This window comes from Pasteurella oralis, from assembly GCF_002850605.1.
GTDB lineage: Bacteria > Pseudomonadota > Gammaproteobacteria > Enterobacterales > Pasteurellaceae > Pasteurella > Pasteurella oralis.
Window position 1 is genome coordinate 1 of sequence record NZ_NXGB01000007.1, and the last position, 23395, is coordinate 23395.

Consider the following 23395-nt stretch of genomic DNA (forward strand, 5'->3'; position numbering starts at 1 on the left):
TCCAAAGTAATAAGATATTGACACCAGAATAAGTACGCCCAGAAAATGCATTTGTAGGCAATGAAAGGTCGTATTCAGGTGTATTCCAAGGTTTCAGCCATGGGGCTGTTCCTCGTTCAAGTTCAGCAATAATTCGGTTAGTAACGTTTTGGTAAAGATCAAGTTTAAGTTGAGAAGTCATAGTGTGTTCTCCGATAGAAATAGAGAACACATTTACTCATTGGAAAATGTATTCTCCAATGAGAGTGAAGTGTATAATTTTAAGCAATGAATTCAATTTTGCTAATCTTATCTTAGTTATAAGGAACATATCCTGGAGGTATGTTCCCAAAGGGAAAACTCAACGAGTAACGATTAAACGGCCTTCTGAGTTTTGTTTAATGGTAAAAAAGCGGAAATGAATTCCATTGTTAGCAGGCATTTTGTAGATAAAACGAACTTCTTTTTCGTGAGGATATCTATTTACCCAAGCTTTTAATGCTGCATTTTTAATTGCTCTAGCAACTTCATTATCAATCTGTTTGTTCCAGTATTGAGAAAGATAATCTTCAAAGCAAATTAATTTTATATCAATAGTTAGAGCCATGGTATATCTCCTATAATGCAGAGAAATACCACTCAGCAGGGTATTTTCCCTGCTGGAAACAAATTAAATAAATAACGTAGTTAAAAATATTGATAAAGCGCCTAATATAAAACTAATTAGTATTGCAACAATCAACAATAGAATGTGTCGATGTTTTATTACATTAATAAGTCTTTCATATTCGTTAGCCTGTTCTTCAAGCATAGTGTTTATACTTTCTTGATGTAGACGTTCTTCTTCATCTAAGCTTTCATTAAACCCTCGAGATACCTCAAGATATTTATGTTTTGCTCGTGATTTAACTGTTAGAAACAGTTTTCCAGTATGAAATCCAATACGTTCTAATAAAGAAGTCTTTTTTATACCTAAGAACCCATCAACCGTTATTTCTTTCGGATATTGACTAAAATTAGACATACTCATCTCCTTATATAAAAGTAAAAATGGAACAAGGAAATGACGAGTCCCAGGGACTTCGTATTTCCCCGGTATAGTGAAGGGTGCATTCCCCATAATCGAAGATGGGAGCTCTTTTCAGAATGCAAAGAGGCATTAAGTGAAACCTACTCATGTGTAATGAGTCGTTGCTATTTCAAGGCTTCTACAACTTTAAGTACTATCAACGATAGTAGCTTAAACAAGACCTAGTTTAGTTGATTTTATAAAAAAAAATAGAATTAATTGTATTTTTTTTGAATAGGAATTCTTATTTATTTTTAGGCAGTAAATTTTTAACGTTATATTACTAAAATTTTCTTTGAGCTTAGTTATGCGTTATTTAATTTTCTTTTTTTTTAATTTATTTCCTGTATTAGCTACAGCATATTCAATTTCTGTTTATACCACTCAACATTATCCAATTTCAAATGCTCAATTGGCTGATCATATTTATATGCTTGATGCGGTTGAACAACTTGAAGAAAAGCTAAGTGTCAATTTATCGATTGATCCAGAGACAGCGAGTATTCAAGTTAAAAATAAGATGGATACTGAAGAATGGAAAAATACAGAACAAGCACTTGTGTATAGCTATAACGGTGTTATTTCAGGATGGCAAATTGGGATTAAAAAAGTACCTGCTATTGTATTTAGTCTTGATAATAGCTCTCATTATGCTGTTTATGGTGCTACTGATATTAAACATGCAATTCAACTTTATCAACAGTACCAACAGAGCATGAATTGAGGAAAGGTATGAAAACACTCAAATTTACTCAATCAGTTTCATTATTTAGCCTATTCGTTTCCATTTCTATATCTGGATTCTCAGCAAATATTAATACGGCAACGATTTTAAGTTCAAGTGCTTCAGCATCTTGCGCAGATTACAAAGTAGTAGGTATTTGTTACTGGCTGTTTTGTACACAATTTGGTTGCAAAGTGAGAACATCGACAAAAGTACATCATTTTATTCCTGAATTAGTAATATCAAGTTATAACCATGATAAACAAAGCCCATGGACTGAAATGGCTTTCTTAAATAAAGGCGCAAAAGGTGGTGCTTACCGCTCACCAACACAAAAGTATTCTCAATTAACGTTTAAAAATGCTGAGGCTATCGGTCATCCTGGCGGGCTATTTCTAAATATGATTAGCTCAATGGGATATTCATGTAAAAGTCAAACAACACCTTATCTGCCTTATTTTTTAAGTGCTTTAGATTACTTTGCTTGGAACCATGGAATGCCCGAGATGTTTTATCCAGAAGCACTTACTCCTGGTATGAGAGAGGTGAGGAAAGGGGGAGACTTGTGGGGAAATATTTATCCTAGATCTGGGTTTGTTACACAAAATCATGATTATAAAGCGGCAGCAATAACAGTACAAAGAACGGCAGATGTAATTACTCGCGATGGTCAATTACATGTTTATGTTCCAGTTAATGCTAAACAGAGAGATGGTTATTGGCCACCTAAGCCAGTTCAAGAAGGAAATAAAAGAAATCATAAATGGCAAATGCTAAGCCCTAAAATGGAAACATCTTGCTCAATTTTTCCTGATGGCTCTACTACAGATACATATTCTCATAAGCTTTCTGAACAAGAAAATTATAGCTGGGCATTATGGCGTCCTTATTCTTGTTGTAAACGGCGAGGTCAGAAATTCTTAGGCAGTGTTGATTGGGGAAATTATTAAAGGAAATTAAAAATGCGACAACAAATCAAATTTAAATTCATTGCAGTTACGGTAGGGCTTTTAATGGGGATATGTTTAAGCCAACCAATTTCTGCTACTTCTTATGTACAGGGAACTGTGTTATCTGATAGAGTGTTTTATCAAATTGGGGGAGGAGCTGCAATCATGCCCCCTCCATCTCGTAAACGTCCTCATGAGCTTGCAATTGGTGTAGGTTGGAAAGCGAATTTGATGTGCGGTAATTTTGATTTTAAAACAACAATTAAAAATCAATTAAATGGAATTACTGAAGGTTTCAAAGATTTATATAGCAATATTATCCAGTCTGCAACAGGCGCTGTTGCAAGCTTACCTGCAATGATTATTCAGCGAGCCAATCCTCAACTCTACGATATTTTAACAAATGGTTTGTATCAAGCGAAACTAGACTTTGATTTATTAAAAACCAGTTGTGAAGAAATGTCTGGTCGCCTTGCTGATGCATGGGTAGAGGGCGCAAAACTTGAAAACTTTAAAGATATCGTCACATTAGAGTTTGATGCCAAAAAAGCCAAAAAACGTGTAGAAGAGGATAATGGTGATAAGGGAATAACTTGGATTGGCGGTAAGAAGAAAGGTGGAAAAGGACAAGAGCCTATTAAATTACTAGAAGATGTTATTTCTGCTGGTTTCAATTTAAGCCAAGAACGTTCTGTACTTGAAAAAAGCGCTATTCCTGAAACCCAATGTGATGGGATGATGTGTACCGAATGGAAAACGCCAGCAGATGCAGCCACTTGGGTAAGAGATGTGCTTGGTGATAAGACTATCTCGACATGTGAGAACTGTGGTGTACCGCCAAAAAGTGTTGCAGGAACAGGATTAGCACCGAAAATAGAGCAAGAAAGTATTAATGTCATGACGCATTTTGAACAGGTTTTAAATTCTCCGACGCTTACTCAGGAACAATTAGGGAGTATTAGTTCTACTACAGTATCCGTAACACGTGGCTTGATTGAAGCTTTAAGAGAAGATCCTGATGCACCACTCTTAGCTGCCAGATTATCTCAAGAAGTGGCGATTTCTAGAACGTTAGAAAAAGCATTGGTTGCTCGTAGAATGCTATTAGCAGGAATGCGAGAACCTCATGTAGCAAGTAATACGCAAGCATTGGAAGAGTTAAATCGTGATTTAACAGCACTTGATAGAGAAATCAATCAAGTAAAAATGGAAATGGATTTACAAAAAGAGCTTAACAGAAATACAACTCTTGCGATTTTAAATAAACGTGCAGCTGATCAACAAATTGCATTAAAAGGTAATTCAGGAGATGATGCGAAATTCAGTGATGTGACTAAAGAAAAAAATGAATTAGATAACAGCAATGAAGGGCAATTTAAAGCTAAAGATAAGTACATTAAATTACCAATTCCTGGTTCAACTGGCGGCTTGAGTGGGATTTATGGAAAATATTCTCCTGGAAGTGGAGGAAGTACTGCTGGATCATATAAGCAGATTAAACCAATCGCAGGTTCATCGTTAGATCAAGCCACTGGATTACTACGAAGTTTTGAAGGTTTTAGTTCTAAAGCTTATTGGGATGTTAATGCATACCGAACTGGCTATGGTTCAGATACAATTACTAAAGCAGATGGTACCGTTGTAAAAGTAACAAAAGACACGATTGTGACAAAAGAAGATGCGGAGCGTGATTTGATACGGCGCTCGCAAATTTTTGCTGATAGAGCTAAAAATCAATTATCACCATCAACCTGGAATGCGCTATCACCGAATGTACAAGCAGCGTTGACGTCTTATGCTTACAATTATGGTTCACTGACAAAAGATGTTATCAAAGCTGCACAGACATCGGCCCAATCAGGCGATATGAAAGCACTAGCTGATGCAGTAAGAAATCGTCAAAAAGATAACAAAGGCGTAAATGCAAAACGTCGTAATCAAGAGGCTGATTATATTTTAGGTAAGAGTTAATAATAAAAGATGATTTATAAAGGTGATTTATTATGCGTAAATTAATGATATTTGCTTTAGTTACAGTTTTTCCTATTTCAACTTTAGCTGCCGAAACTATTTTTTCATGTACATTGACTGATAGTAATATTGTGACAGTCACTAAAGTTGATAACGATTACCAGTTTTCGTATAAAGGCGTAGTTTTCAAGAATACAATCAAAAGTGTAGTTAAAAATGAAAGTTCATATATCGCTTCAGGTTCAGGTTTTCTTACTCATTCGTTACAAATGAAAAACAATGGATATGCTTATACGATTGAATTTATAAAATCACGTGGTGAGGCTGAAGCGCCAAATTCTATTAACGATGCACAACTTTATATTGAGAGAGATAATCAAATGGATACTCTAGAGTGTGATACAACTAAAAAGATTTACCAAAATTTCAATGCACGTATTATGAGATCTAGTCCTTAGTATATTGAGAATGAAGATATGATAGCAAAGGGTTATTGGAAAAATGACCCTTTTTTATTAGCATCTTGATTTGTATGTTATTTATCCGTACAATTGTTTTTGTAAACATAAATAATGAAGGAGAGAATTATGGCCGCGACAGCAAGATTTGAGGCTAGGATAAGTCCAGAAGTACATGTGTTATTAAAACATGCAGCAGCAATTGAAGGGCGTAGTTTAACAGATTTTGTTGTAAATGCTGCGTTATCTGCTGCCCGTCACACAGTAGAAAAAAATAAAATGATTCATTTAACAATGTCAGATCAACAACAGTTTGCAAATGCATTAATCGATCCGCCATTACCAAATGAAAAGATGAAAAAAGCGATGCATTTAAGTAAAGACTTATTGGGGGAATAATGTCATCACCTTTCAAGATTGTTCCTTTCGATAAGCGGTTTGATAGAGAAAATTTTGAATGTTCTTCTGAAGAATTAAATAATTATTTAAGAAAACAAGCTTCACAAGATGTTAAAAAGCATGTTTCATCATGTTTTCTCGTGATTGATTCAAATCAAAAAATGTTGGGTTATTATACACTTGCTTCTATGAGTGTTCCTTTGCTTAATTTACCTGAGGCATTGAGAAAAAAGTTACCAAGATACCCTAGTGTTCCTGCGGTATTACTTGGTAGATTAGCTGTTGATAAACAGGCGCAGGGAAAAGGCCTTGGCCAAGCTTTAGTCGGAAATGCGTTAAAGAAAGTTATTCGTTCAGAAATTGCAGCTTATGCTTTAATTGTGGACGCAAAAGATGAACAAGCTGTGGCTTTTTATCGTAAACTTGGCTTTATTCCTTTTTTAAACGAAACGAGACATCTATTTTTTCCTTTGGAAAAAGTGAGAGAGTTTATTGAGAAACAGAGTTGATTAAAGGGAATAATTACTTTAAAAATGGTTTAATAAAAAGTATTATAAGGATAAAAGGGAGGGTAGTATGAAAGAATATTTGACTGCACTTTTAGAGCATTTAAAAAAACCTGAGACTATGCCTAGAAACGCGAGATTAGCTTTCTATGGTACTAAAATTATTGTACTTAGCTTTGTGTATTGTGTTGCAGTATGTATATTTTTTTATAGTTTTTTTACTAATCGAAATTCCATAAAAGAAACTGGCTATACTGGATATAGGGGTTATACTGGGTATGGAGATAAACAATAATTTTAATTTTTAAACTTTTGTTTCTCTCCATTGTTTATTTTAGATTTTTCTTGTTTTATTTGTCTTTTCTACACCTTTTGTTCCTTGCTCAACTATGCCAGCGGCAACTTTTCCTCCTGTAATACCAGCCCAGCTAAGCATCCCAAACCATAGACCTGGCAAAATCAAGAAAGTCAAAGAGTTTATAACATTAAGTATAATGTCATCTCCAGTATTGAGCACGCCATACATATTCCAATATGAATGTGTGCTACTACTATAAAGTGCTGTCATCGTCCAAGAATCTAGCCAACGTGCTAATTCCCACCAGAAGGTTAAGAAAAAGGTACCAAATTGGATTACTGTGATGGTAATAACTGTTTTTATTTGGTAATTTCCAATGATGATAATAAGCGGAGTGACGATTACAATAACTAGGTTGATAAGCGCTTGTAGCATTGGTAGTGATTGTCGAATTGTATCGAACATTGGGCCTGTTAAAATTGCACCAATACTAGTCGTGATGATGCCAATAGTCGCATTCATTGCTTCAATCGGTGCTGAAAGAATACCCGAATTTGCAATTGGATCTCGCCCATAACCATTGTAAACGGAGCCATCAGAGACTTGTAGGTTAGCAGGTCGTACAAGATTTCTTACAACTAAATCATGATAGTCACCTTTATTTTTGAAAATAGCTTGTACTTTTGTCATCGTTTCTGGTTCTACTTGAGCTAGTAGCCGTGCTTTTAGTCCGACATTTGGATTAACCCACCAATCTTGACAAGAAGGATAACCGCCAAATCCTGTATTTGGTAAACCAGCATCTCGATTAGAATCATATGCCCATTGGCTACGTGGTAATTGTGAACGGTAATTGTCATAAAAGCCTGGCGTATTGACTAAAAGTTTTGAGCCAATCCAATCTAAATCTCTCGCTTGGACCTCATCTATTTCAATCTGTTGTCTTTTAATTTTACTTCTCGCAGGAACAAAACATTGTGCAACAAAGTCTTCTACTTCTTGTCGTAAAACTGGATTTTTGATTTGTGTATTTTGTATCTCAAATCGAACTTGACGTAAGTCGGGTTTACATGGCAACGATGCAATTGCCCCATGTGTTAAGCCCTTTCCAACACTATAGGTAAACGCCCACCAAATTGGTAACTGCGCACTTTTACCATTCAATTCTGTTGATACTGTACCGAGTGCTGTTTTTTCAGGGGCAATGTATGTAGTTCTACCACATGCTAACGCGGCTTTAATATCATCATCGTGTTTAGGAAATGTCAATGTCTGATAAGACACAGTGAAAACAGGTAAACAACAGAAGACTAATACTAATAGTGAAACATAAATCTTATTTTCTAACCAATTAACATAAAGTCGTCCTTTATTTCCTTCATCATCTCCTTGTTCTCGTACTTTTAAGAAAGTTGATATCATATGCGCGATAAACGGAATAGCAAATATGCCCGTTTGCGTTAATAGTTCCCAAATATTATTGCTAATGATCCAACTAAGTAATGTCAAAAAATAGTCATAATAACTATCAACAGTTAATGATATATTCATACATAGACCTTATGAAAAATTGATTACTTCGATGATAAAGATAAAAACAATATAAATTGCGATAAGTCGCCTAAATGAATTATTTTCGACAGCTTTTAAGTGTGTTTTACGGAGTAAATAAAAGCCAATCATCATTGTGATATAAATACATAGTCGAAATAGTAGCCATAAATGCCATGTTTGTTGAAAAAACTGTGTGATAGTGTCACTTTTGATATCATATGAAATAGCAAGATGTATCGTAGCAAGCGTTAAAAGTGTTCCTATAAAAATAAATACAATGACATTGCCAATTATTGTAAGAATGCGCATGTTATACCTCTAATAACCCATGTTTTAATACGCTAATTAACCAGTAGCAATCTGTTGCATCAACAACATAAACATATTCTCGCCTTAAATGTATTTTTTCTGGAAACTCTGTATAACCTGCAATGACAAATGTTAATGTACATGTACCTCTTTCACCTGTTAAATTTAGGTTTACATAACTGACATTAGCGATACGATAAGGATAGTATTGAAATGTTGTTAAGCGACCTGTCTTTTCTTTGCATTGTGTGAGTAATTTTGCAATTTTTTCTTGAAAAAAGTCACTTAAACGAGCCTGAATTTGCTTCATATCTTGTTGATATGGCGGCACTTTGAATATCGTTTGTGATCTAACTGACATAAATACCTCTCGCTTTATCAATGTTTTCTGCCACTTTAATCGCAGCATCAAGTTCAGATATTCCAAACTCTTGCATTAACTGTGATCTTTCCGCCTTTTCCTCGGGTTCTGTCATTGCAAGCGCTAAATATAGGCTTGGCGGAACGACTCGAAATAATGCTTCCATTTTAGAAGCAAGAACCACACCTTCTGTATATTTCCTGTTTTCCTTTTTAGTTGATAAAACCAGCATACTTTGCTCTGGCGTTAATTGTCTAAATCGGCTCACTTGTTCGACTTCATCTTTTTCAAGATAGAGTAGTTCCCACCATTCAAGCATTGACAACAATTTTTTCGCATCATTGGGAAAATCAGCCATATTTTGTGTTGCAAGCCACAACCAAATACCTAACTTACGCCACATTTTTCCACCTTTAGCAAGAAAGCGAGCAAGCATTTGATTTACAGTAATAATGTGTGCTTCATCGGTAATATTGACTATCGGTCTGCCAGAATACTGGTATTTTTCACCAAGTGAATTGATATGATTAATTAATGAGATATATGCAATAGATAATTGCGCTTCATAACCTTCACGTGCTAATGTTGCTAAATCGACAAGAGTAATATCGGCATCAGGCCAGATTTCACCTTCTTGATTGAAAAGCTCTGCATCAAAGCTTCCAGGTTGGCAGAATAATCCAATTGAATCGCCCATATCATAAGCTCGTTCTCGGCGAAGACAGGGGAGAGATTCATCTTTGCTTATTTCATAAAATGCATCACGTATATCTTGAGTGAGTGTTGTACGATTTTCTGTAAATGTTCGATGTGCAGCAAGTAAGATTGCTTTACGTATCATAGCTTCATCTGCACGAGTCATTTTTTCATCTTCTTTCTCTTTTCCACCTGTGATCATTAGGCGTGCAATAGTTTCCATTTCACCCAAAATATCACGTTGGTCATCTCCTTCTTCATCTTCATCATCTCTATTTATAGTGTTAGTATTTACTAAAATATTTTCTTCACTGGCGACTTCTTCACTGAGTTTTTGCTCAGTTTTAGCAAGTTCTGGGTCAGTGATCAATTTGTGGCAATCCGCAAAAAGCGGTAATGAGATACCTCCTCCTGGCTTTAATGTAATACGATTTACACTGACACCATAACGCTGTGCGTATTCAGCCATTAAACCAAAAGAATTGCCAGCCTCAATAATGAACAAACGAGGGCGATATACGGCGACCAATTGCGCAATTTTTCCATTTAATGTTGCTGACTTTCCAGCCCCAGTTGGACCCAAAATTAAACAATGTCCACTTTTAGCCCGATCATCTTTGTTTAATGGGTCAAAATCTAAAGGTGCTCCACCTCTGTTAAAATAAGTAATGCCTGGATGCCTTGTACCAATTGAACGCCCGAATACAGGGAGTAAATTTGCGATATGCTGTACAAAATTAAACTTTGTATATAATCGATATTTATCATCCATAGGGTCAAAACATAGTGGCAACCATCTTAAATAAGTGCTAAGAGGAGCAATTTCATTACCTTCTCTAACCGAGATTAACCCTGTGGATTGAAGCGTTGTTCTTAATTTTCGACTACGTCGTTGAAGTTCATCTTTGTTTTGTGCTTTTAAATAAAATGCAAGAGAAGAGGGATATAATTTATGTTTATCTTTTAAAAATTCTTGTACTTTTTCACAATCTTTTTTGGCATAGACTGATTCTGTATTATCACCGAGTGCTTTATCACTGATGCTTTGAATGTGATTTTCGAGTAAATCTTGTGGGTAAACAACGACGGTCATTACCATTACACTACCTTCTGGCAGTAAATCAAATAGCGCATTAATATAATCACCGCGTTTGACTTCACCTGTTAAATGCCCTACTTGCGGGGCACGTCTTAATGAATCAATAACAATAATTTCATGAGGATGTTCATCAAAAAACCAATAGCCCTCTTCAGAACGTGGTGAGTTAACGAACAATGTTTCTGAGAAATCATTGAGTAAATAGAGATCATTTTTGTTTGTTGTTGTTTTTTGGGTATAACAACAAGTTTGATAGAAATCTTCAGGATCATCGTAGAGTGTTGGAGCGGGATTAAACCAGCGTAATAACCATTCATGTACTTGTTTACCCGTTTGTCTTGTTGATTTTACACCTGCGCCCAATAGTGAATTAGTCACACTCTCGCAAGTAGCATTTAGTTCATCAATAGCTTGTTCAAATGTAGTATTTTTACTTACATAGCGATATATCACCATTCTAGTTCTTCGTTGTTGTCCTCTCCATATCGTCCCAGTGACTTCTTTATCTTCAAAAAGGCCTTGTTGCTTTGAAACGTCTTTTAAATGTTTGGACATGATTTTGAGCCATTGTTCTGTAAATTCAGTACCTTGGGCTTGTGGTCGAATATAATCACGAACTAAATCGGTATAGTCTTGAATAGAGTCATCTTGACAATAAAATTGAACAACCCATGGATGAGAGTCTAATTCAGCAAAACTGTCTTGAAGGGCATTACATACTTGAGTGCGTACATTTTCTAAGTATTGGGATGATCGTCCTTCAGTTCCAATTACAGTGAGCTCAAAAATAGCACCAACTGAGCGACCATCTTGCAATAAAATGGCTTGTATATCGTCTAAAAATTCTACCCATGGAAGTTTATCTACAAAAGAATCTTTTGGTAGATATTGTGTGAGGTGCTCTTTTTCTGTATATGTTCCTGTTCGTTTCAGAAAAGTCGGTTCATCAGATGCACTATGTTTCGTGATTGCTTCTGGTTTATTTTTTTTCATAAAAGGAAAAAAATTTCTCATGTTATCTCCAAATATTACTTAATAACGACGTGTGCGTTCACCAGGCTGTGCATATTGAGTTCTGCCGTAAAAAGGAAAGACAGTGGTGTAACCAGGAATTGGTACAGGTTCGATATTATTTGTCAGGTGTGGAAAAACATACATAACAAGATCGGGGTTAGGTAGTCGCGGAAAGAGATTTTTTACTTCATTTTGACTATCTCTTGTATAACTGGCATTATCGAATTGAAGTGTTCTATTTTCTGAAATAGGACGTTCAAGCTGTATGGTATTTTGTCTTTCAATGATGTGATTAGTCATTCCTCCACCTTGTTTCCAAATATCTGCCATCGTTTTATCACTGGTCGGTAATAATTTTTCTTGAGATGTTGCACAACCTGTTAAGATGAATATAAATGTAAAAACAAAATAAAATGATTTCATGCTAATATCCTCGTGATTAATCCATTTTGTTCGATGTATTTTTATTATGATATTTCACTTTACGGCCATTAAAGTCGTAATCGATGTCAAGAGATGTTGTAATATGTACAGCAACAGCTTGCCCTGGCGGGGCATAGATTGCATCAAACATTTGTCCGTAGCGTTGTCTTAGCCATTCTGTCGTTTCATTAAGACCGCCACCTAATGCTTGACCTAAGATATATTTTCCTTGATTGCCTGTTACTGCACCGACAATAGTATTACCTTCAACAACAGTGGTTGTTTGACCTTGGGCGAGCCCTTGAGCGGCAGCACTTGCACCAGATAATAGAAATTGTGAAGTTAAATATTGTGGTGCGTTTGTTTTGCGATCTCCTGGAATACAGGGAACGCCTTGCGGGTTTGATAGCCAGCCAATACTTTTAGCATTATTATTTTGGCCAGGTAAACTTAGCACTCGTCCATCATTGAAAATAAATGTGATACTTGATACTTCTCCTTTCACACATGAAAGAGTCCAATCACCTTGGGCAGTGCCTGAAACGATTGCACCTTGTACATCAGGTAGTTCAATACCATTTGCCATCAAATTATCTTGTCCGATCATAATTTTAAATGGAAATGGATCTGTTACTGTCCCTTGTATTGGTACTCGACCAATGAGAGCCGTCATGGCAACAGAGCCCATGAGTGTTGAATTCTGAGGGATAGTGTAATAAGGCTTAAGCTTAGGTTTATCTTCAGAATAACTATTAGGATTTTTATGTAATTCTGTACTTGCTTTACCTAAAGGCGAATCATCTAATGCTTTAAATAAGTTTGGAAATGTAGGCAATGCATTTTGATCATTAGGATTGACAGGACGTCCATTCTGATCAGTGTATTGCATATCAGAAGGCATCACCCAATTTATTTCTTGTGTTTTTGATGGTATTTCAGAGCCACCGATAGGTATTTCAGTAGTTTGTGATTGAGGGGAAAATTTTGCTAAGCGTTCTTCAAAAAATTGTTCTATTGAATTCAAGCGTTTATCAAAATCATTTTCAAGTTCAATTTGTTTTTGTAATACAGCGTCCTCAATCCGTTTATCGACTTCTGTTGCATTATGTTTTAATGTTTCATTTTCACGTTTGAATAATTCATTTTCTTTACGTACAGCTTGTACTTCAGAGCGAGTTTGTTTAATTGCACCAAGTAATGTTTTTAGTGTATCGTGAGGTGTATCTCCAGCAGTTAAATTTAATTCTTTTTGCTCTTCTTCAGTTAAATCATAAACAACCTCAGTAGAGGTGGTTTCTGATGATGGTTCTTGAACCTTAACACTTTTGAATGCATAGATACCAATAAATACAAGTCCACCGATAACAAAGGGAACACCAAATTTTAATAAGCTATTTGATTTTGTGACTGCCATTATTTTTCTCCTTCATTTCTTCTCGAAATTGTTTTTTTTATTACAGCTGCTTTTTGGGGTACAGCAGGAATAATGGCTTTACTGATATCGCCTTCAGTTACGATATAAACAGCAGTAGTATCTTTGAGTGTTCCTGTAGGACCAAGCCAAGAATGTTGAAATGTTGCAGAATAGAATTTCCCCTGAAGATAGCGGGGATCAAGCGTTATTTTATAGTTGTCTTTATTTTGAATTTTTATCGCTGTCACGATGTATTCACCCAGTCCCCAGCTTTCTAGAGGTGTCGCTTTTACTGGTAGATTAGGCAATAATGTTGGTAGATTTTTAGGTAATTTCATTGCAACACGATGTACACCATTTAACGGTTCGATAGTACGTAATGGCGCATACAACGATTGTGCTGCATAACGAGTAAGTGCAGCTGGTGCAGGTAGCCTATTTTCTATATTTGATTTGCTTATTTCTTCGCTATCAGAAACTAAAACTTGAGAGGGCGCATCAATATTATTTTTAATACTTTCATCAAATGTAATGCGAATATTATCAAGTTTTTCCTTATTTTGATTACTTCGTAAGTCTAATAAGATCAGTTGACCTGTTTCATCTCGAAGTTGAACGCGATTAAAGTCAAATGTTTCAAGTGCTTTTAAATAAACTGCACCACCAGTACTTTGTACTTGTAGTTTTTTATTTAAATGTGATGGGATGCCGACTGCAACATTTTTATCTACAAAGATAATGCGTTCTTCATTTACATTTAAATCAATCTTTAATGGTGTTCTATTCCATTGCATTAATATTTCACTGTATGTAAAAGATGAGAAAGTAGAGAAAAAAAGTGCAGTACACAAAAGTGGTTTACGTAATAATGTTTTCTTCATAATAAACCTGCTTATTAATTTATTGATTCTTTTGTAATTCAATACGCTGTGGAATACTGCTATAACAATTGAGAGCAAGACCCCATGGATTGGTTTCAGGGTTCACATCGTAGCGAACGACATTAATTGGGTAACGCACGAGTACGCGTTTTACGGGATCATCTTTATAATATTCATCTGTACTTAAATCTAAAATGACATCCCAATTATCTTGACTGTGTACTTTTACACGTGATTCGCTAAAGCCTCGTCCTGGTATTTCATAAACGCCTCTTACTCGACCTTGAAGCTCACCTAACAAATCTCGCTGTTCATAATCTTTTAAAAAAAACTCATAACAAGCAGGAGTTAAATAATTACGTAACGCTTCAATATTACGTTTATAATCAGTGTACCCATCTGTTGGCCAGCGATTGAGCTGTTGAAAAATATAAAATGAGAATGAATAAACAGACGATGTTGGGATTTCCCACCAGGCACGAGTAGAGCCTGAACGCAAATCAGGAGGATTATGAATAGTCAGATTATCGGGTGCTTTATGCCATCCATAACCTAGAAATAAGCAAAGTGCTGTTAAAATAAAAATAACAATGCGTAAACTTTGAATATGAAAGCGTTCGCTCGTTAACGCGTGTTTATACTTACTCATTATTTAAAAACCTTTCGATTATTTGTTCGTTTTATTGACCAATATTGTTGTTGAGTAATAAATCTGGTGGGATTTTTTTTATACTCAATATAACGTTCTAGCCATGTATCTGGTTTTCCACGTTTTAAACGAGAAATTGTAATTCCTCCAAAACGCACACTTAAAATACTCATGCCAACCATTGCAGCGAAAATGCTATACCAGCCTAAATTAAATAAGAGCATTACAATCAGTCCTACAACACTGCCAATTAATGCACCAACAATCATAACTATCATCAATTCATAGAAAGTCATGCCTCGATAGACTGTTGGGAAGCGATTTAACCGCTCAGGTAAAAATGTAATCGTTGCTGATGAATGCTCTTTTTGCATAATAAATATGCCTTATAAAATTTTAGCGGCTTCAGTTAATAGCCAAATAATGACAACAAGCATGATTGCACCGACGAGTGCAGCCATTCCCAACTCTCCCCATTTTTTCTTACCTGCCTGTACTTCGCCATAGCCTTCAATTAATGCTGAAGCAACTTTCATAAATCCATAGACGGAGAGAAGTAATCCTCCTAGAATCGCAGCATCATAAGCGTGATTTTTAATCGTTTCCATGATACCTTTTCCCTTTCCTCGGGTAGGTTCCTCTAAAGTAGGTAATGCTGCTAGTGCTTCATTAACCTGAATCGAGGCAAATAACATAAGTGCAGCGCAATTTTTCCCAAGTGATTTCATTTTTTTTACGATATTATTCATAGGTGGATCCTTTTAGTTTATTTAGTTTCAATAGATACTTAATTGAGCAGAAAATAACTGATGATTACAATTAGTAACGCCATTCTTATTAAAATAAAAAAGAATTTTTTCATCTCCCCACTTTGCTGTAGTTCTCCATATGCGTGGATAACAACGTAAGCAAAAACAACGAAAAAGAATGCTAAACAGAGGCTAATAAATAGTGTACTGACTTCACTTGCAGTTGCACTTGCGCCCATTTCAAAAGCTTGAGTGGCTGTCTTGCTCATTATTTATTTACTCTTTGTTTATTATATTCACCAGTTAATGTACTAAGTTGACGAGGATCTCGCGGTTGGGCTCTATCAGAGTTGATGTAGAAATAAATACCACTTGAAATAGTTTCTATTTCTTTATGAGCTTTGTCATAGTCAAAGTAAATACGATTTTTAATACCAGAAGAACGGGCATTATTTTCAGCACGAACAAGCGCTTGTTGTGCAGATTTTAATTGGCGAATAGCTTGTTCTAATTCTGCTTGTTCTCCAGCATAGGCAAGTGTAGATATACCTAGTGAGAACATGATTAAAAGAGTGGGAAAGGCGTTTTTCATTAAATTCTCCGTAATATTTACTGCTGAGAAATAATGCAAAAATTAGTTTTTAAATGTAATGGGAAATTGTGTTAAGAAATGAAACAATTTTTAAATAGCGAACTGATGTAGTTCGCTGTTTAAATCTAGAGATATTTTTTGAAATTAGCTGAAGTTAATGCGATTGTTAAACCAAACAGTAATGCTGCTGGAATTAAAATAATGTTAGGATGGATTGAAAAAGGGATGGAGAGATAAATAATCCAAGCTAGAATCATTGTGGGAAAAATAGCTCGTTTAGCATGATGGTATTTAAATGCGGATTCTCGACCAACGCCAAAGCGGCGTATATCTCGTTGTACTAAGCCATCAATAAATCCAACAATTGCAGCTAGAACAAACAAAGGACTTGTTAAAATAATAATTAATAATCTAATCACAAAAGTAATAATGACATAAAGTGTTGATTCAACATAGGCACGGATATAATGGAATAACCAGATACCGATCTCAGATTGATGTGGATTATTCAGCCAACGCTGAATACCTGTTTTAATGAAAAGCCAGTTATATAAGATTGTAATCGTATTTTCAGCTAATGATACAGGATAACTGTAAATCAAACTATATTGGAATTCTGCAGAAAACCAGCTAAATTCTTCTTGCATTACGCGTTTGCTATGCAAATGTCCTTCTTCTGGCCACAGAAAAGTAATGCAAAGCCACTCTATTAAAATACTTAAAAATAATGAAAGAATCACTGTTTTTACAATATTACAAAGTGTACTTGATTTACGTTTGGGATTTGTATGCTCAACGGTGCCACTCATTATTGTACTTGCTCCTGCGACAGTAATTCACATTGTATGAAAAGCTCACCTTTAAATTGTTTTTTAAATGAAATCCAAAAAGCAAAGTAGTTAGCGGGTAAGCTCTCTTTCTCTAATTCAGAGGAAGAGTCTGTATGTTGATACAATTCAATATCATATTGTTGTAAATAATCTGCAAGTTGATGAAGTGAACATTGATGTGTTTCCCAATATGGAAAAATGTTGTCAATGAAAAATTGTAAGCGTTCTGAGTCGCATTCTCCTTGACTTGAACAGAAAAAATATGGACTATCTTGAGATAAATTAATATAACAATCAGGCATATTAATGATGAGTTGTGTTATCATGATGCTCCTTTAAAATAGTATTTTTGGTCAGCTCTTCAAAAGCTTCAACTGCTTCTTTATTTGGTTGATAGTGATGCACTCCCTCCCACCAGACTTCACTACTTGAATAGGTATTTTGCATATATTGTGCAAGTTGTTGTAAAGACGAAGGCATCATGTCATCTTTATCTTCTATTGGGAGTGGTATTCTGATTTTCCATAGTTGACTGCCTTCAATTAGGGCAAATGCTTGCCCTTTGGGGAGATTAGTAATATCGGCAGGAGAAAGCATTGGTTTTGATTTAATAGTGACACGATCACCCGTATTAGAACCAAAATCTTTTTCAGAAGTGGGGTCGTTATTATCGGTTGTACTTGAAAGTGCCATGACTTCATAAATGCTGACTTCATGTAAATTTTTGGTTAATACTTCGGCTGTAGCTTGCTCTTTGACGCGTAGCATAATTAATGAATTAAAGTTTCCAACAATCTGTCCTGCTTTGGCTGAATCACCAATACGTGCTTTTATATCAGAAATGGTTTGTGTATATGCTGTTACTTGTACACCTGCACCTCCGCCTTTGTTAATAAGTGGAATAAACTCATCACCAATTAGCTCATTAAATTCATCACAATGGACGTTAATTGCAATTTTACTTTGTGTATTTTCTAGTGCGGGTAATCCTTCATTGATGCCAAACTTATAGATATGTCCTGCGATTGATACCAAATCAGCAAACATGGAATTTCCTACTGCGGCAGCAACAGTAAGATCAGATAATGCATCTAAACCAATATATACAATACCTCGTTTGCGAATAACTTCTTCCCAGTCAAAAATAGGGCGCGTATCAAGAATATCACTGTAATTTGGTGATAATAATTCTGCGACTTTTCCAGAAGTCAATTTTTCAAGGAGAGGTAATAAAGAGGCGACTATTTTATCAAAATATGTCTTATCGTAACGTACAGCACTACATAAACCATCTAAGACAGGATCGAAAATTTGATTATCTCGTATGTATTGATCGACAGCAATAACCATTTGATTACGTCCTTTCATCGCAAGAGAGAGATTTTTTTGATCAATACTTGTTGCAGCCTCGGCGATCACTGACCAAATTTGTTTGTCTTTTCTATCAAAAAATGCTTTAGCATATTCTAAAAATAGTGAATCTATACTGCGTACATAACGAGCAATTTGTTCATAATTAGGGCGCAAACCCAATTCAACTAATGCTCGAGAAATAATGTTGACAAACCGCCAAGCAAATTCTTTAAATGCGGCAGAATTTCCAGCACCGCTTAGCTGACCAGAAATCCTTGATGCGACTTCAGTAATTTTATTAAAGCGGCCTACAGCGTTGTAACGAGCAGAGATTTCAGGCCAACCTAGATGAAAGACATAAAACTCTTTATCGCGTCCTGCTCGCTTTGCTTCAGCGTACATTCTTTTTAGAATATCCGCATCACCTTTAGGGTCAAAGAAGATAACGACCTCACGCTCATTAAATGTTCGCCCACGATGAATATCTTGTGTGATCAAAAGTTCAGCAAGACGTGTTTTACCGACTCGCGTCGTCCCTAATACTAACATGTGACCGACTCGACTGCTCGTAGGAATCGTGACGTTTACTTCATTAGGCTCAATACCATGTATAGCTGGAATGCCTTCAACAGGTGGCAAGGGGCGAAATGGATTTAACCAATTGTCTTTTACTGTTAATTTTGCAATCCAACTCTCTTCATGTTTCTTTTCAAATTCTCGTGCCCAAGCGTACCATTTAGATGGTCGAATATAATGTTCAGCATTTTGTTGGAAGCAATCATGTAAACGTTGAGTGTGTTTTTGTCCCCATTGAAATCCTTTACCTAAGAATAGGAATTTACGTCCAACAGGGATTTGTTTACTTGATAATGCATAGAAAGTAAGACGACGTAAATTTCGTTGATAGCGGATAATTTTGTATCCTTCAAATCCTCGTTTCATTCCTAAAGCAAAAAAGCCTGCTGCAAGGCCATAGCCGACAGTTGGTCGTAAAGCAATAGCCCAAGGTGCAACAATACATAATATTCCTGCAACAGTACATATCGCCGTAGTATAAAGTTCCACAGGTGGTCGTAATAATGCTTCCACTAAATGTTTATTACTCACTGGAAAAGTCCTTCAGATGTAATTAGTAATGGATAATGAAAAATGCCTAATCTATCAGCTAAACTATCTGCTACAACGGGCATTAATTCTAAACCCTGTGCTATTTGGCGTAGTGTATTTAATTCATTAAGTGTATTAACGTTAATAATTAAACCTGTGGCTCCCATATTTATTAAATTTGTTTTATTTTTTTCTAGCCATTGTATTGAGGTTTGATCGTAACCAATTAAAAAAAGAGGAATAGCACCAGGCAAGGGAAGTGATTTCGTCTCAATCTTTCCTACAGACCATTTATGCGAAATAACGGGTAGTAAGAGTTCTTCTGATAGAATTTGAGGAATTGCATCTGGGTGCTGAGGTGCATCATCAGTATGGATTGGTTGAATACTTTCGTAGAATCGTACTGCACTTTCTCCACCGAGATCTGCGATGACATGAAGTTTTGCTTGAACATTGAAGCAATATAATGTGCTTAACAGAAATAACGTACTGAGTTTGAGGTTGCTTTTAATCAAAAGTAACATATTTTTAGGTCCGAATGTCAAAGAGTGTTAAATCAAGGTATTATCCAAACGATATTTATATTGGGTTGAATCCAAATAGTCGATTGCGCATTAGCGATTAATTTATTTTTGTTATAACGCTGCTTTTGAAAAGTGAGAAAATCATTAACTGACATTTTTTTCTTCATGCCGTTTAGGCGCATATTTCTGATATCTTCTTTTGTTGATTTACCATGCAATGCACGATAAAGACCGTCTAGACCGATGTTATGTGCGATATAGAGGTTTTCGTCAGTTTGTTGAATTTTTCGTTCTGCAAATTTTTTGAGATGAAATTGGGCTAATAAGCCTATTGCTAATGTGTTTATACGTTTATTACGACGAGGATCATGAGGCTTATTGCGATTTTCAGATGTGACTAATTGCATACCTATATCATGTCCTTCTTTTGTTTGCGCGAGAAAATTCCATGTTTTAACTGTAAATTGCCCAACACCGACCGCTCCTGTTGGCGATATTTTTCCGTTCCAGCCATCTTCCATTTTTATTAAACCACGTAACATGCTTTCACTTACATTATAGGTATTTGCGGTTTCTGTGATATATCTTTCGATTTCTTGGTCAAATCCATTAAATGCGTTAGTGTTTTGACTGAACAATAGTAAATAAAATAATCCTAATAGGTAAATTTTAACCATTGCCCATCTCCAGTCACTTGAAATGCTACAGGTATTTTTCCTTTGGCATATTTGAACCAGTATCCTTGATCGTGATTTAGCGTAATTTGTCTGCTTTTCACTTTTTCAATATCGATTTTGTTTTTTAGAGCCCAATCTCTAATTTTGTCATCATTATTTTCACTATCAATAAGATAAATATCGACATTTTTATCATTGATAAAATTCAATAAACGAACCAGATCTTTATCACAGCTATTACAATCTATTTTTGTAAAATAAATGAGATGATCAGCTTCAGCGGTTTTTTGTGTTTGGTCTCCAACTTTAAAAGGAAGGAGTCCAGGATAGAGCTTTTCAAAAGCTTGTGAATATGCGATTTGGAATGCAAATTCTTTTTCTACGCGTTGATACTCTTTTTTAGCGAGTAATTCAGCATAACGTTTACGTTCAGCATTTGTTGTTGCTTCAACCCCTAACATTGTGAGAGGGTCCAAATTGGGGCTCCATATTCCTCTTGCACTTTTTTTTAGTTCTTCATATTTTGCCCATTCTTCTTGTGTCAATCCCCATTCTGACCATCTATCAGTAGTATTTTGTTGATTTGTATTTTGCGTTAAAACATGTTGATTAATCGTATTAGTGATAGCGGATTGTTGTGTATTTTCTGCATTAATTGTCAGTGAGCATGATGCTAATAAGATAAATGTTATTCGTTTCATCATATTTAGTTCCTATTCATGTTCAGAATAATCAGTTTTTGATGATGATTGGATCACTGTTCTAGGCTCAACTGGGGGAGGTAGTACCGTGCGTCCTTTAAAACATACTTGTCTTAGGGTGTCGTTTACTGTCAATTGATATGCTTCACCTGCGAGCATTTGAAGTGCATCTCTTAGACGCATTGAGCCAAATTTATAGTGTACTTTAGGTAATTGGCGATCAAATAATGTGAGTACTTCTTTGTCTGCTGACTGACAGAGAATGTAACCTGTATCTTTGAGGGTATAGTTAATTCCCTGTTTAACATTTAAAGTGTATTTTTTGTTTTTATTGACTGGAATATTGATATTCACTAACTGATCGAGTAAATATTTTTGGCCGCCAATTGGTGTACTTGTAACTAATGTATAGCGACCGTATCGAATGACTTCTGGATATTCTTCATAAGATGTTAAATAAATATCTTTATCGACAATACGATAATTATCATTCATTGATACTGTATTATTGGTGACTGTTGGGGGACTAATTTCAACAGTAGTAGGAAGGATAGATGAGAGATTGTCCTCATTTTTAATAGTTACTTTCTGAGTGTGCGCGCAGCCAGTGAATATTGTTGTGCATAGCAATGTAGTGATAACTGTCAATTTATTCATAAATATAATTACCTGTTTAGCTGAAAAACAGAATTACTATGCAGAAAATTCATTTATTTTTTAAGAATAAAATCGACTAAGAATTTGAATAATTTAAAAATAGGGGAGAGTTGAGAAAGAGAAAGTGCGATCAATTGATCGCACTTTTAGATGGGTGGTCGAGGTTTAAGTGATAAACTAACGTGATTTTGTTAATTCATCCCAATTGGCCCAGATGATGAGACCAAGAAACCCCCCTATTCCTAATGTAATAGATCCTGTTACTAGGATGAGTGGCCAATTCATAAGCCCTCCAGTAAATGCTATTTTTGCTCTACTTTATCCGCTATATAAGCAAATAATTGGCCAAAAGTCCATAGAATTAAACCAAAAGCAATGATGATTAAGCCTTCGATTCTATCAATAGCATCATTTGGCACTACGATACCAATCAGACCTGCTCCAGCAAGTGTACCTGCTTTACGTAGGTCATCACCAATGCGTTTGCATGTATTGGCATGGATATTTTTGAGCTTTATTTTAGCTTTAATTGATTTAAAAAATGCGTACAACATAACCGCTCCTTTCAAATTATAAAGTAAAAGAAACCTATAATCTTGTGATGATTATAGGTTTTAAGTTAATTATTCAGATGGTATGGGTTCATCTGGTTGTTCAAATTGTTTAGGTTCATTAGTCTGTTTGGGTTCAGCTACTTTCTCTTGGTATTTTATTTCACCATCAATTTTAATTAACTTGATGCGAATTAAACGACCTTTTAAAGTAACGCCAACATCACCAACTTTATGGAATTTACTTTCTTTAGCATAAATAAAAGTGTCATACCATAAATCTGACATTACAAAAGAAATTAATACTTTCTTTTTAGCCTTAACAGCTTCATCACATCTTAATATCAATTTTTCAGCTTCTTGACCCACTACATTCATATCGAAATAGCGAAATTCTGGTTCATTACTCGAACCAACGAGAGCTGAAACACGGCAAGCAACAAAAGGTTGCCCCTTTTTGGGTTTAACTTGACGAATATCATTTAAATAACCGATACCTGATGTATGAAGATTGAAGTAATTATTTTGTTGAGTAGTCATCGTATTCTCCTAAATGTAAAAAAAGCGGAGAAACATTTCTACCCCAAACGGGAAAAATGTTTCCCGCAAGGGTTAAATTAATTTGAGGCAAACCAACCATATTGTTGATCGTATAAATAGCAAAGGCTGAATCTTAAATTATCAACGTTTATATCGTTTTTATTAAGTTCAGACTTTAATTGTTCTAATGAGCAAATTTGCTCACCAACAGGCCATCTACCGTCAGTTGAAATAAAGTGAAAGGTTTTGCCATGGAAGTTTGTTCCTGAGATGAGTTTCATCTTGTTTCTCCAATAAAGCGGAGAAACATTTTTAACCTCTGTGGAAAATGAAAATGTTTTCCGCGAGGTATAAGGAAAG

Annotated in this window: 31 protein-coding genes; 7 read left to right on the plus strand and 24 right to left on the minus strand. The window is 35.4% G+C overall.

All coding sequences use genetic code 11. From position 1 onward, the window contains the following. The 3 genes from C0975_RS08825 to C0975_RS08835 all read right to left on the minus strand — a co-directional run. The coding region (locus C0975_RS08825) for an ArdC-like ssDNA-binding domain-containing protein (protein ID WP_143485130.1) at positions 1 to 181 on the minus strand (181 nt) is incomplete at its 3' end. A gap of 159 nt (positions 182 to 340) precedes the next feature. Beyond that, positions 341 to 586, minus strand: a complete 246-nt coding sequence (locus C0975_RS08830; protein ID WP_101776022.1) for a hypothetical protein — start codon at positions 584 to 586, stop codon at positions 341 to 343. 63 nt (positions 587 to 649) lie between these two features. Beyond that, positions 650 to 1003 carry a hypothetical protein gene (locus C0975_RS08835; RefSeq protein ID WP_101776023.1) on the minus strand — a complete coding sequence of 118 codons (354 nt, stop codon included), beginning with the start codon at positions 1001 to 1003 and terminating at the stop codon, positions 650 to 652. A 352-nt stretch (positions 1004 to 1355) separates the two neighbouring features. Here C0975_RS08835 and C0975_RS08840 point away from each other — a divergent pair, with 352 nt between their 5' ends. From C0975_RS08840 to C0975_RS08870, 7 genes are all read left to right on the plus strand, one after another. Then, positions 1356 to 1772 carry a TIGR03757 family integrating conjugative element protein gene (locus C0975_RS08840; RefSeq protein WP_101776024.1) on the plus strand — a complete coding sequence of 139 codons (417 nt, stop codon included), beginning with the start codon at positions 1356 to 1358 and terminating at the stop codon, positions 1770 to 1772. A gap of 8 nt (positions 1773 to 1780) precedes the next feature. Further along, on the plus strand, positions 1781 to 2722 hold the full coding sequence (locus tag C0975_RS08845; RefSeq protein ID WP_101776025.1) for a TIGR03756 family integrating conjugative element protein: 942 nt from the start codon (positions 1781 to 1783) through the stop codon (positions 2720 to 2722). A gap of 12 nt (positions 2723 to 2734) precedes the next feature. After that, positions 2735 to 4693 carry an integrating conjugative element protein gene (locus tag C0975_RS08850; protein WP_245853349.1) on the plus strand — a complete coding sequence of 653 codons (1959 nt, stop codon included), beginning with the start codon at positions 2735 to 2737 and terminating at the stop codon, positions 4691 to 4693. Between the two features lie 32 nt (positions 4694 to 4725). Next, positions 4726 to 5151, plus strand: coding sequence for a hypothetical protein (locus C0975_RS08855; protein ID WP_101776026.1), 426 nt, complete (start codon positions 4726 to 4728; stop codon positions 5149 to 5151). Positions 5152 to 5280: 129 nt separating this feature from the next. Continuing rightward, positions 5281 to 5550 (plus strand): type II toxin-antitoxin system TacA family antitoxin, encoded by a 270-nt coding sequence (locus C0975_RS08860; protein WP_245853351.1) that lies wholly within the window; start codon positions 5281 to 5283, stop codon positions 5548 to 5550. After that, positions 5550 to 6059, plus strand: coding sequence for a GNAT family N-acetyltransferase (locus C0975_RS08865; RefSeq protein ID WP_101776027.1), 510 nt, complete (start codon positions 5550 to 5552; stop codon positions 6057 to 6059). The genes C0975_RS08860 and C0975_RS08865 overlap by 1 nt, the downstream gene beginning before the upstream one ends. Before the next feature lie 67 nt (positions 6060 to 6126). Further along, a complete protein-coding gene (locus tag C0975_RS08870; RefSeq protein ID WP_101776028.1) occupies positions 6127 to 6351 on the plus strand; it encodes a hypothetical protein in 225 nt (74 codons plus the stop codon). Positions 6352 to 6390: 39 nt separating this feature from the next. On the opposite strand, the gene C0975_RS08875 is transcribed toward C0975_RS08870, so the two are convergent. From C0975_RS08875 to C0975_RS11280, 21 genes are all read right to left on the minus strand, one after another. Beyond that, positions 6391 to 7905, minus strand: coding sequence for a conjugal transfer protein TraG N-terminal domain-containing protein (locus C0975_RS08875; protein WP_101776029.1), 1515 nt, complete (start codon positions 7903 to 7905; stop codon positions 6391 to 6393). 313 nt (positions 7906 to 8218) lie between these two features. Further along, a complete protein-coding gene (locus C0975_RS08885) occupies positions 8219 to 8578 on the minus strand; it encodes a hypothetical protein (protein WP_101776031.1) in 360 nt (119 codons plus the stop codon). Continuing rightward, complete coding sequence (locus C0975_RS08890) at positions 8568 to 11366, minus strand: conjugative transfer ATPase (protein WP_245853353.1); 2799 nt, start codon at positions 11364 to 11366, stop codon at positions 8568 to 8570. Before C0975_RS08890 ends, C0975_RS08885 begins: the two co-directional genes overlap by 11 nt. 39 nt (positions 11367 to 11405) lie before the next feature. Beyond that, positions 11406 to 11810 (minus strand): TIGR03751 family conjugal transfer lipoprotein, encoded by a 405-nt coding sequence (locus C0975_RS08895; protein WP_101776033.1) that lies wholly within the window; start codon positions 11808 to 11810, stop codon positions 11406 to 11408. Positions 11811 to 11826: 16 nt separating this feature from the next. Beyond that, on the minus strand, positions 11827 to 13224 hold the full coding sequence (locus C0975_RS08900) for a TIGR03752 family integrating conjugative element protein (protein WP_101776034.1): 1398 nt from the start codon (positions 13222 to 13224) through the stop codon (positions 11827 to 11829). Beyond that, positions 13224 to 14105, minus strand: a complete 882-nt coding sequence (locus C0975_RS08905) for a TIGR03749 family integrating conjugative element protein (protein WP_101776035.1) — start codon at positions 14103 to 14105, stop codon at positions 13224 to 13226. Before C0975_RS08905 ends, C0975_RS08900 begins: the two co-directional genes overlap by 1 nt. A gap of 19 nt (positions 14106 to 14124) precedes the next feature. Beyond that, positions 14125 to 14754, minus strand: a complete 630-nt coding sequence (locus C0975_RS08910) for a PFL_4703 family integrating conjugative element protein (protein ID WP_101776036.1) — start codon at positions 14752 to 14754, stop codon at positions 14125 to 14127. Further along, positions 14754 to 15128: a TIGR03750 family conjugal transfer protein gene (locus C0975_RS08915; protein ID WP_101776037.1), complete on the minus strand. Its 375-nt coding sequence runs from the start codon at positions 15126 to 15128 to the stop codon at positions 14754 to 14756. The genes C0975_RS08910 and C0975_RS08915 overlap by 1 nt, the downstream gene beginning before the upstream one ends. 12 nt (positions 15129 to 15140) lie before the next feature. Then, positions 15141 to 15503 (minus strand): TIGR03745 family integrating conjugative element membrane protein, encoded by a 363-nt coding sequence (locus C0975_RS08920; protein ID WP_101776038.1) that lies wholly within the window; start codon positions 15501 to 15503, stop codon positions 15141 to 15143. Positions 15504 to 15541: 38 nt separating this feature from the next. Continuing rightward, positions 15542 to 15772, minus strand: coding sequence for a DUF3262 family protein (locus tag C0975_RS08925; protein WP_101776039.1), 231 nt, complete (start codon positions 15770 to 15772; stop codon positions 15542 to 15544). Further along, positions 15772 to 16095: an integrative conjugative element protein, RAQPRD family gene (locus C0975_RS08930; protein WP_245853355.1), complete on the minus strand. Its 324-nt coding sequence runs from the start codon at positions 16093 to 16095 to the stop codon at positions 15772 to 15774. The genes C0975_RS08925 and C0975_RS08930 overlap by 1 nt, the downstream gene beginning before the upstream one ends. A 125-nt stretch (positions 16096 to 16220) precedes the next feature. After that, positions 16221 to 16904: a TIGR03747 family integrating conjugative element membrane protein gene (locus C0975_RS08935; RefSeq protein ID WP_101776040.1), complete on the minus strand. Its 684-nt coding sequence runs from the start codon at positions 16902 to 16904 to the stop codon at positions 16221 to 16223. After that, positions 16904 to 17251: a hypothetical protein gene (locus C0975_RS08940; RefSeq protein WP_101776041.1), complete on the minus strand. Its 348-nt coding sequence runs from the start codon at positions 17249 to 17251 to the stop codon at positions 16904 to 16906. Before C0975_RS08940 ends, C0975_RS08935 begins: the two co-directional genes overlap by 1 nt. Then, complete coding sequence (gene traD / locus C0975_RS08945; protein WP_101776042.1) at positions 17229 to 19385, minus strand: type IV conjugative transfer system coupling protein TraD; 2157 nt, start codon at positions 19383 to 19385, stop codon at positions 17229 to 17231. Before traD ends, C0975_RS08940 begins: the two co-directional genes overlap by 23 nt. After that, positions 19382 to 19909 carry an integrating conjugative element protein gene (locus C0975_RS08950; protein ID WP_101776043.1) on the minus strand — a complete coding sequence of 176 codons (528 nt, stop codon included), beginning with the start codon at positions 19907 to 19909 and terminating at the stop codon, positions 19382 to 19384. The genes traD and C0975_RS08950 overlap by 4 nt, the downstream gene beginning before the upstream one ends. A gap of 32 nt (positions 19910 to 19941) precedes the next feature. Continuing rightward, the gene (locus C0975_RS08955; protein ID WP_101776044.1) at positions 19942 to 20586 is read right to left on the minus strand and encodes a lysozyme family protein; all 645 of its coding nucleotides are present in this window, start codon (positions 20584 to 20586) and stop codon (positions 19942 to 19944) included. Further along, positions 20565 to 21290, minus strand: a complete 726-nt coding sequence (locus C0975_RS08960; RefSeq protein ID WP_101776045.1) for a TIGR03759 family integrating conjugative element protein — start codon at positions 21288 to 21290, stop codon at positions 20565 to 20567. Before C0975_RS08960 ends, C0975_RS08955 begins: the two co-directional genes overlap by 22 nt. 9 nt (positions 21291 to 21299) lie before the next feature. Then, entirely contained in the window at positions 21300 to 21944 is a 645-nt protein-coding gene (gene pilL2 / locus C0975_RS08965; RefSeq protein ID WP_101776046.1) for a PFGI-1 class ICE element type IV pilus protein PilL2, read from the minus strand. A 302-nt stretch (positions 21945 to 22246) separates the two neighbouring features. Further along, entirely contained in the window at positions 22247 to 22498 is a 252-nt protein-coding gene (locus C0975_RS08970) for a hypothetical protein (RefSeq protein WP_101776047.1), read from the minus strand. A gap of 69 nt (positions 22499 to 22567) precedes the next feature. Next, positions 22568 to 23035: an STY4534 family ICE replication protein gene (locus tag C0975_RS08975; protein WP_101776048.1), complete on the minus strand. Its 468-nt coding sequence runs from the start codon at positions 23033 to 23035 to the stop codon at positions 22568 to 22570. A gap of 77 nt (positions 23036 to 23112) precedes the next feature. Further along, on the minus strand, positions 23113 to 23316 hold the full coding sequence (locus tag C0975_RS11280; protein WP_143485131.1) for a hypothetical protein: 204 nt from the start codon (positions 23314 to 23316) through the stop codon (positions 23113 to 23115). Positions 23317 to 23395 lie beyond the last annotated feature (79 nt).

Excerpts from the sequence above, each read along its gene's own strand:
- C0975_RS08895 (WP_101776033.1), bottom strand. The coding sequence starts at position 11,810 with ATGAAATCATTTTATTTTGTTTTTACATTTATATTCATCTTAACAGGT.
- C0975_RS08955 (WP_101776044.1), bottom strand. The coding sequence starts at position 20,586 with ATGGTTAAAATTTACCTATTAGGATTATTTTATTTACTATTGTTCAGT.
- C0975_RS08870 (WP_101776028.1), top strand. The coding sequence starts at position 6,127 with ATGAAAGAATATTTGACTGCACTTTTAGAGCATTTAAAAAAACCTGAG.
- C0975_RS08855 (WP_101776026.1), top strand. The coding sequence starts at position 4,726 with ATGCGTAAATTAATGATATTTGCTTTAGTTACAGTTTTTCCTATTTCA.
- C0975_RS11280 (WP_143485131.1), bottom strand. The coding sequence starts at position 23,316 with ATGAAACTCATCTCAGGAACAAACTTCCATGGCAAAACCTTTCACTTT.
- C0975_RS08915 (WP_101776037.1), bottom strand. The coding sequence starts at position 15,128 with ATGCAAAAAGAGCATTCATCAGCAACGATTACATTTTTACCTGAGCGG.
- C0975_RS08925 (WP_101776039.1), bottom strand. The coding sequence starts at position 15,772 with ATGAGCAAGACAGCCACTCAAGCTTTTGAAATGGGCGCAAGTGCAACT.
- C0975_RS08860 (WP_245853351.1), top strand. The coding sequence starts at position 5,281 with ATGGCCGCGACAGCAAGATTTGAGGCTAGGATAAGTCCAGAAGTACAT.
- C0975_RS08875 (WP_101776029.1), bottom strand. The coding sequence starts at position 7,905 with ATGAATATATCATTAACTGTTGATAGTTATTATGACTATTTTTTGACA.
- C0975_RS08905 (WP_101776035.1), bottom strand. The coding sequence starts at position 14,105 with ATGAAGAAAACATTATTACGTAAACCACTTTTGTGTACTGCACTTTTT.
- C0975_RS08885 (WP_101776031.1), bottom strand. The coding sequence starts at position 8,578 with ATGTCAGTTAGATCACAAACGATATTCAAAGTGCCGCCATATCAACAA.
- C0975_RS08865 (WP_101776027.1), top strand. The coding sequence starts at position 5,550 with ATGTCATCACCTTTCAAGATTGTTCCTTTCGATAAGCGGTTTGATAGA.
- C0975_RS08900 (WP_101776034.1), bottom strand. The coding sequence starts at position 13,224 with ATGGCAGTCACAAAATCAAATAGCTTATTAAAATTTGGTGTTCCCTTT.
- C0975_RS08910 (WP_101776036.1), bottom strand. The coding sequence starts at position 14,754 with ATGAGTAAGTATAAACACGCGTTAACGAGCGAACGCTTTCATATTCAA.
- C0975_RS08935 (WP_101776040.1), bottom strand. The coding sequence starts at position 16,904 with ATGAGTGGCACCGTTGAGCATACAAATCCCAAACGTAAATCAAGTACA.
- C0975_RS08975 (WP_101776048.1), bottom strand. The coding sequence starts at position 23,035 with ATGACTACTCAACAAAATAATTACTTCAATCTTCATACATCAGGTATC.
- C0975_RS08830 (WP_101776022.1), bottom strand. The coding sequence starts at position 586 with ATGGCTCTAACTATTGATATAAAATTAATTTGCTTTGAAGATTATCTT.
- C0975_RS08840 (WP_101776024.1), top strand. The coding sequence starts at position 1,356 with ATGCGTTATTTAATTTTCTTTTTTTTTAATTTATTTCCTGTATTAGCT.
- C0975_RS08940 (WP_101776041.1), bottom strand. The coding sequence starts at position 17,251 with ATGATAACACAACTCATCATTAATATGCCTGATTGTTATATTAATTTA.
- C0975_RS08930 (WP_245853355.1), bottom strand. The coding sequence starts at position 16,095 with ATGAAAAACGCCTTTCCCACTCTTTTAATCATGTTCTCACTAGGTATA.
- C0975_RS08845 (WP_101776025.1), top strand. The coding sequence starts at position 1,781 with ATGAAAACACTCAAATTTACTCAATCAGTTTCATTATTTAGCCTATTC.
- C0975_RS08950 (WP_101776043.1), bottom strand. The coding sequence starts at position 19,909 with ATGTTACTTTTGATTAAAAGCAACCTCAAACTCAGTACGTTATTTCTG.
- C0975_RS08970 (WP_101776047.1), bottom strand. The coding sequence starts at position 22,498 with ATGTTGTACGCATTTTTTAAATCAATTAAAGCTAAAATAAAGCTCAAA.
- pilL2 (WP_101776046.1), bottom strand. The coding sequence starts at position 21,944 with ATGAATAAATTGACAGTTATCACTACATTGCTATGCACAACAATATTC.
- C0975_RS08835 (WP_101776023.1), bottom strand. The coding sequence starts at position 1,003 with ATGTCTAATTTTAGTCAATATCCGAAAGAAATAACGGTTGATGGGTTC.
- C0975_RS08850 (WP_245853349.1), top strand. The coding sequence starts at position 2,735 with ATGCGACAACAAATCAAATTTAAATTCATTGCAGTTACGGTAGGGCTT.
- C0975_RS08890 (WP_245853353.1), bottom strand. The coding sequence starts at position 11,366 with ATGAAAAAAAATAAACCAGAAGCAATCACGAAACATAGTGCATCTGAT.
- C0975_RS08960 (WP_101776045.1), bottom strand. The coding sequence starts at position 21,290 with ATGATGAAACGAATAACATTTATCTTATTAGCATCATGCTCACTGACA.
- C0975_RS08920 (WP_101776038.1), bottom strand. The coding sequence starts at position 15,503 with ATGAATAATATCGTAAAAAAAATGAAATCACTTGGGAAAAATTGCGCT.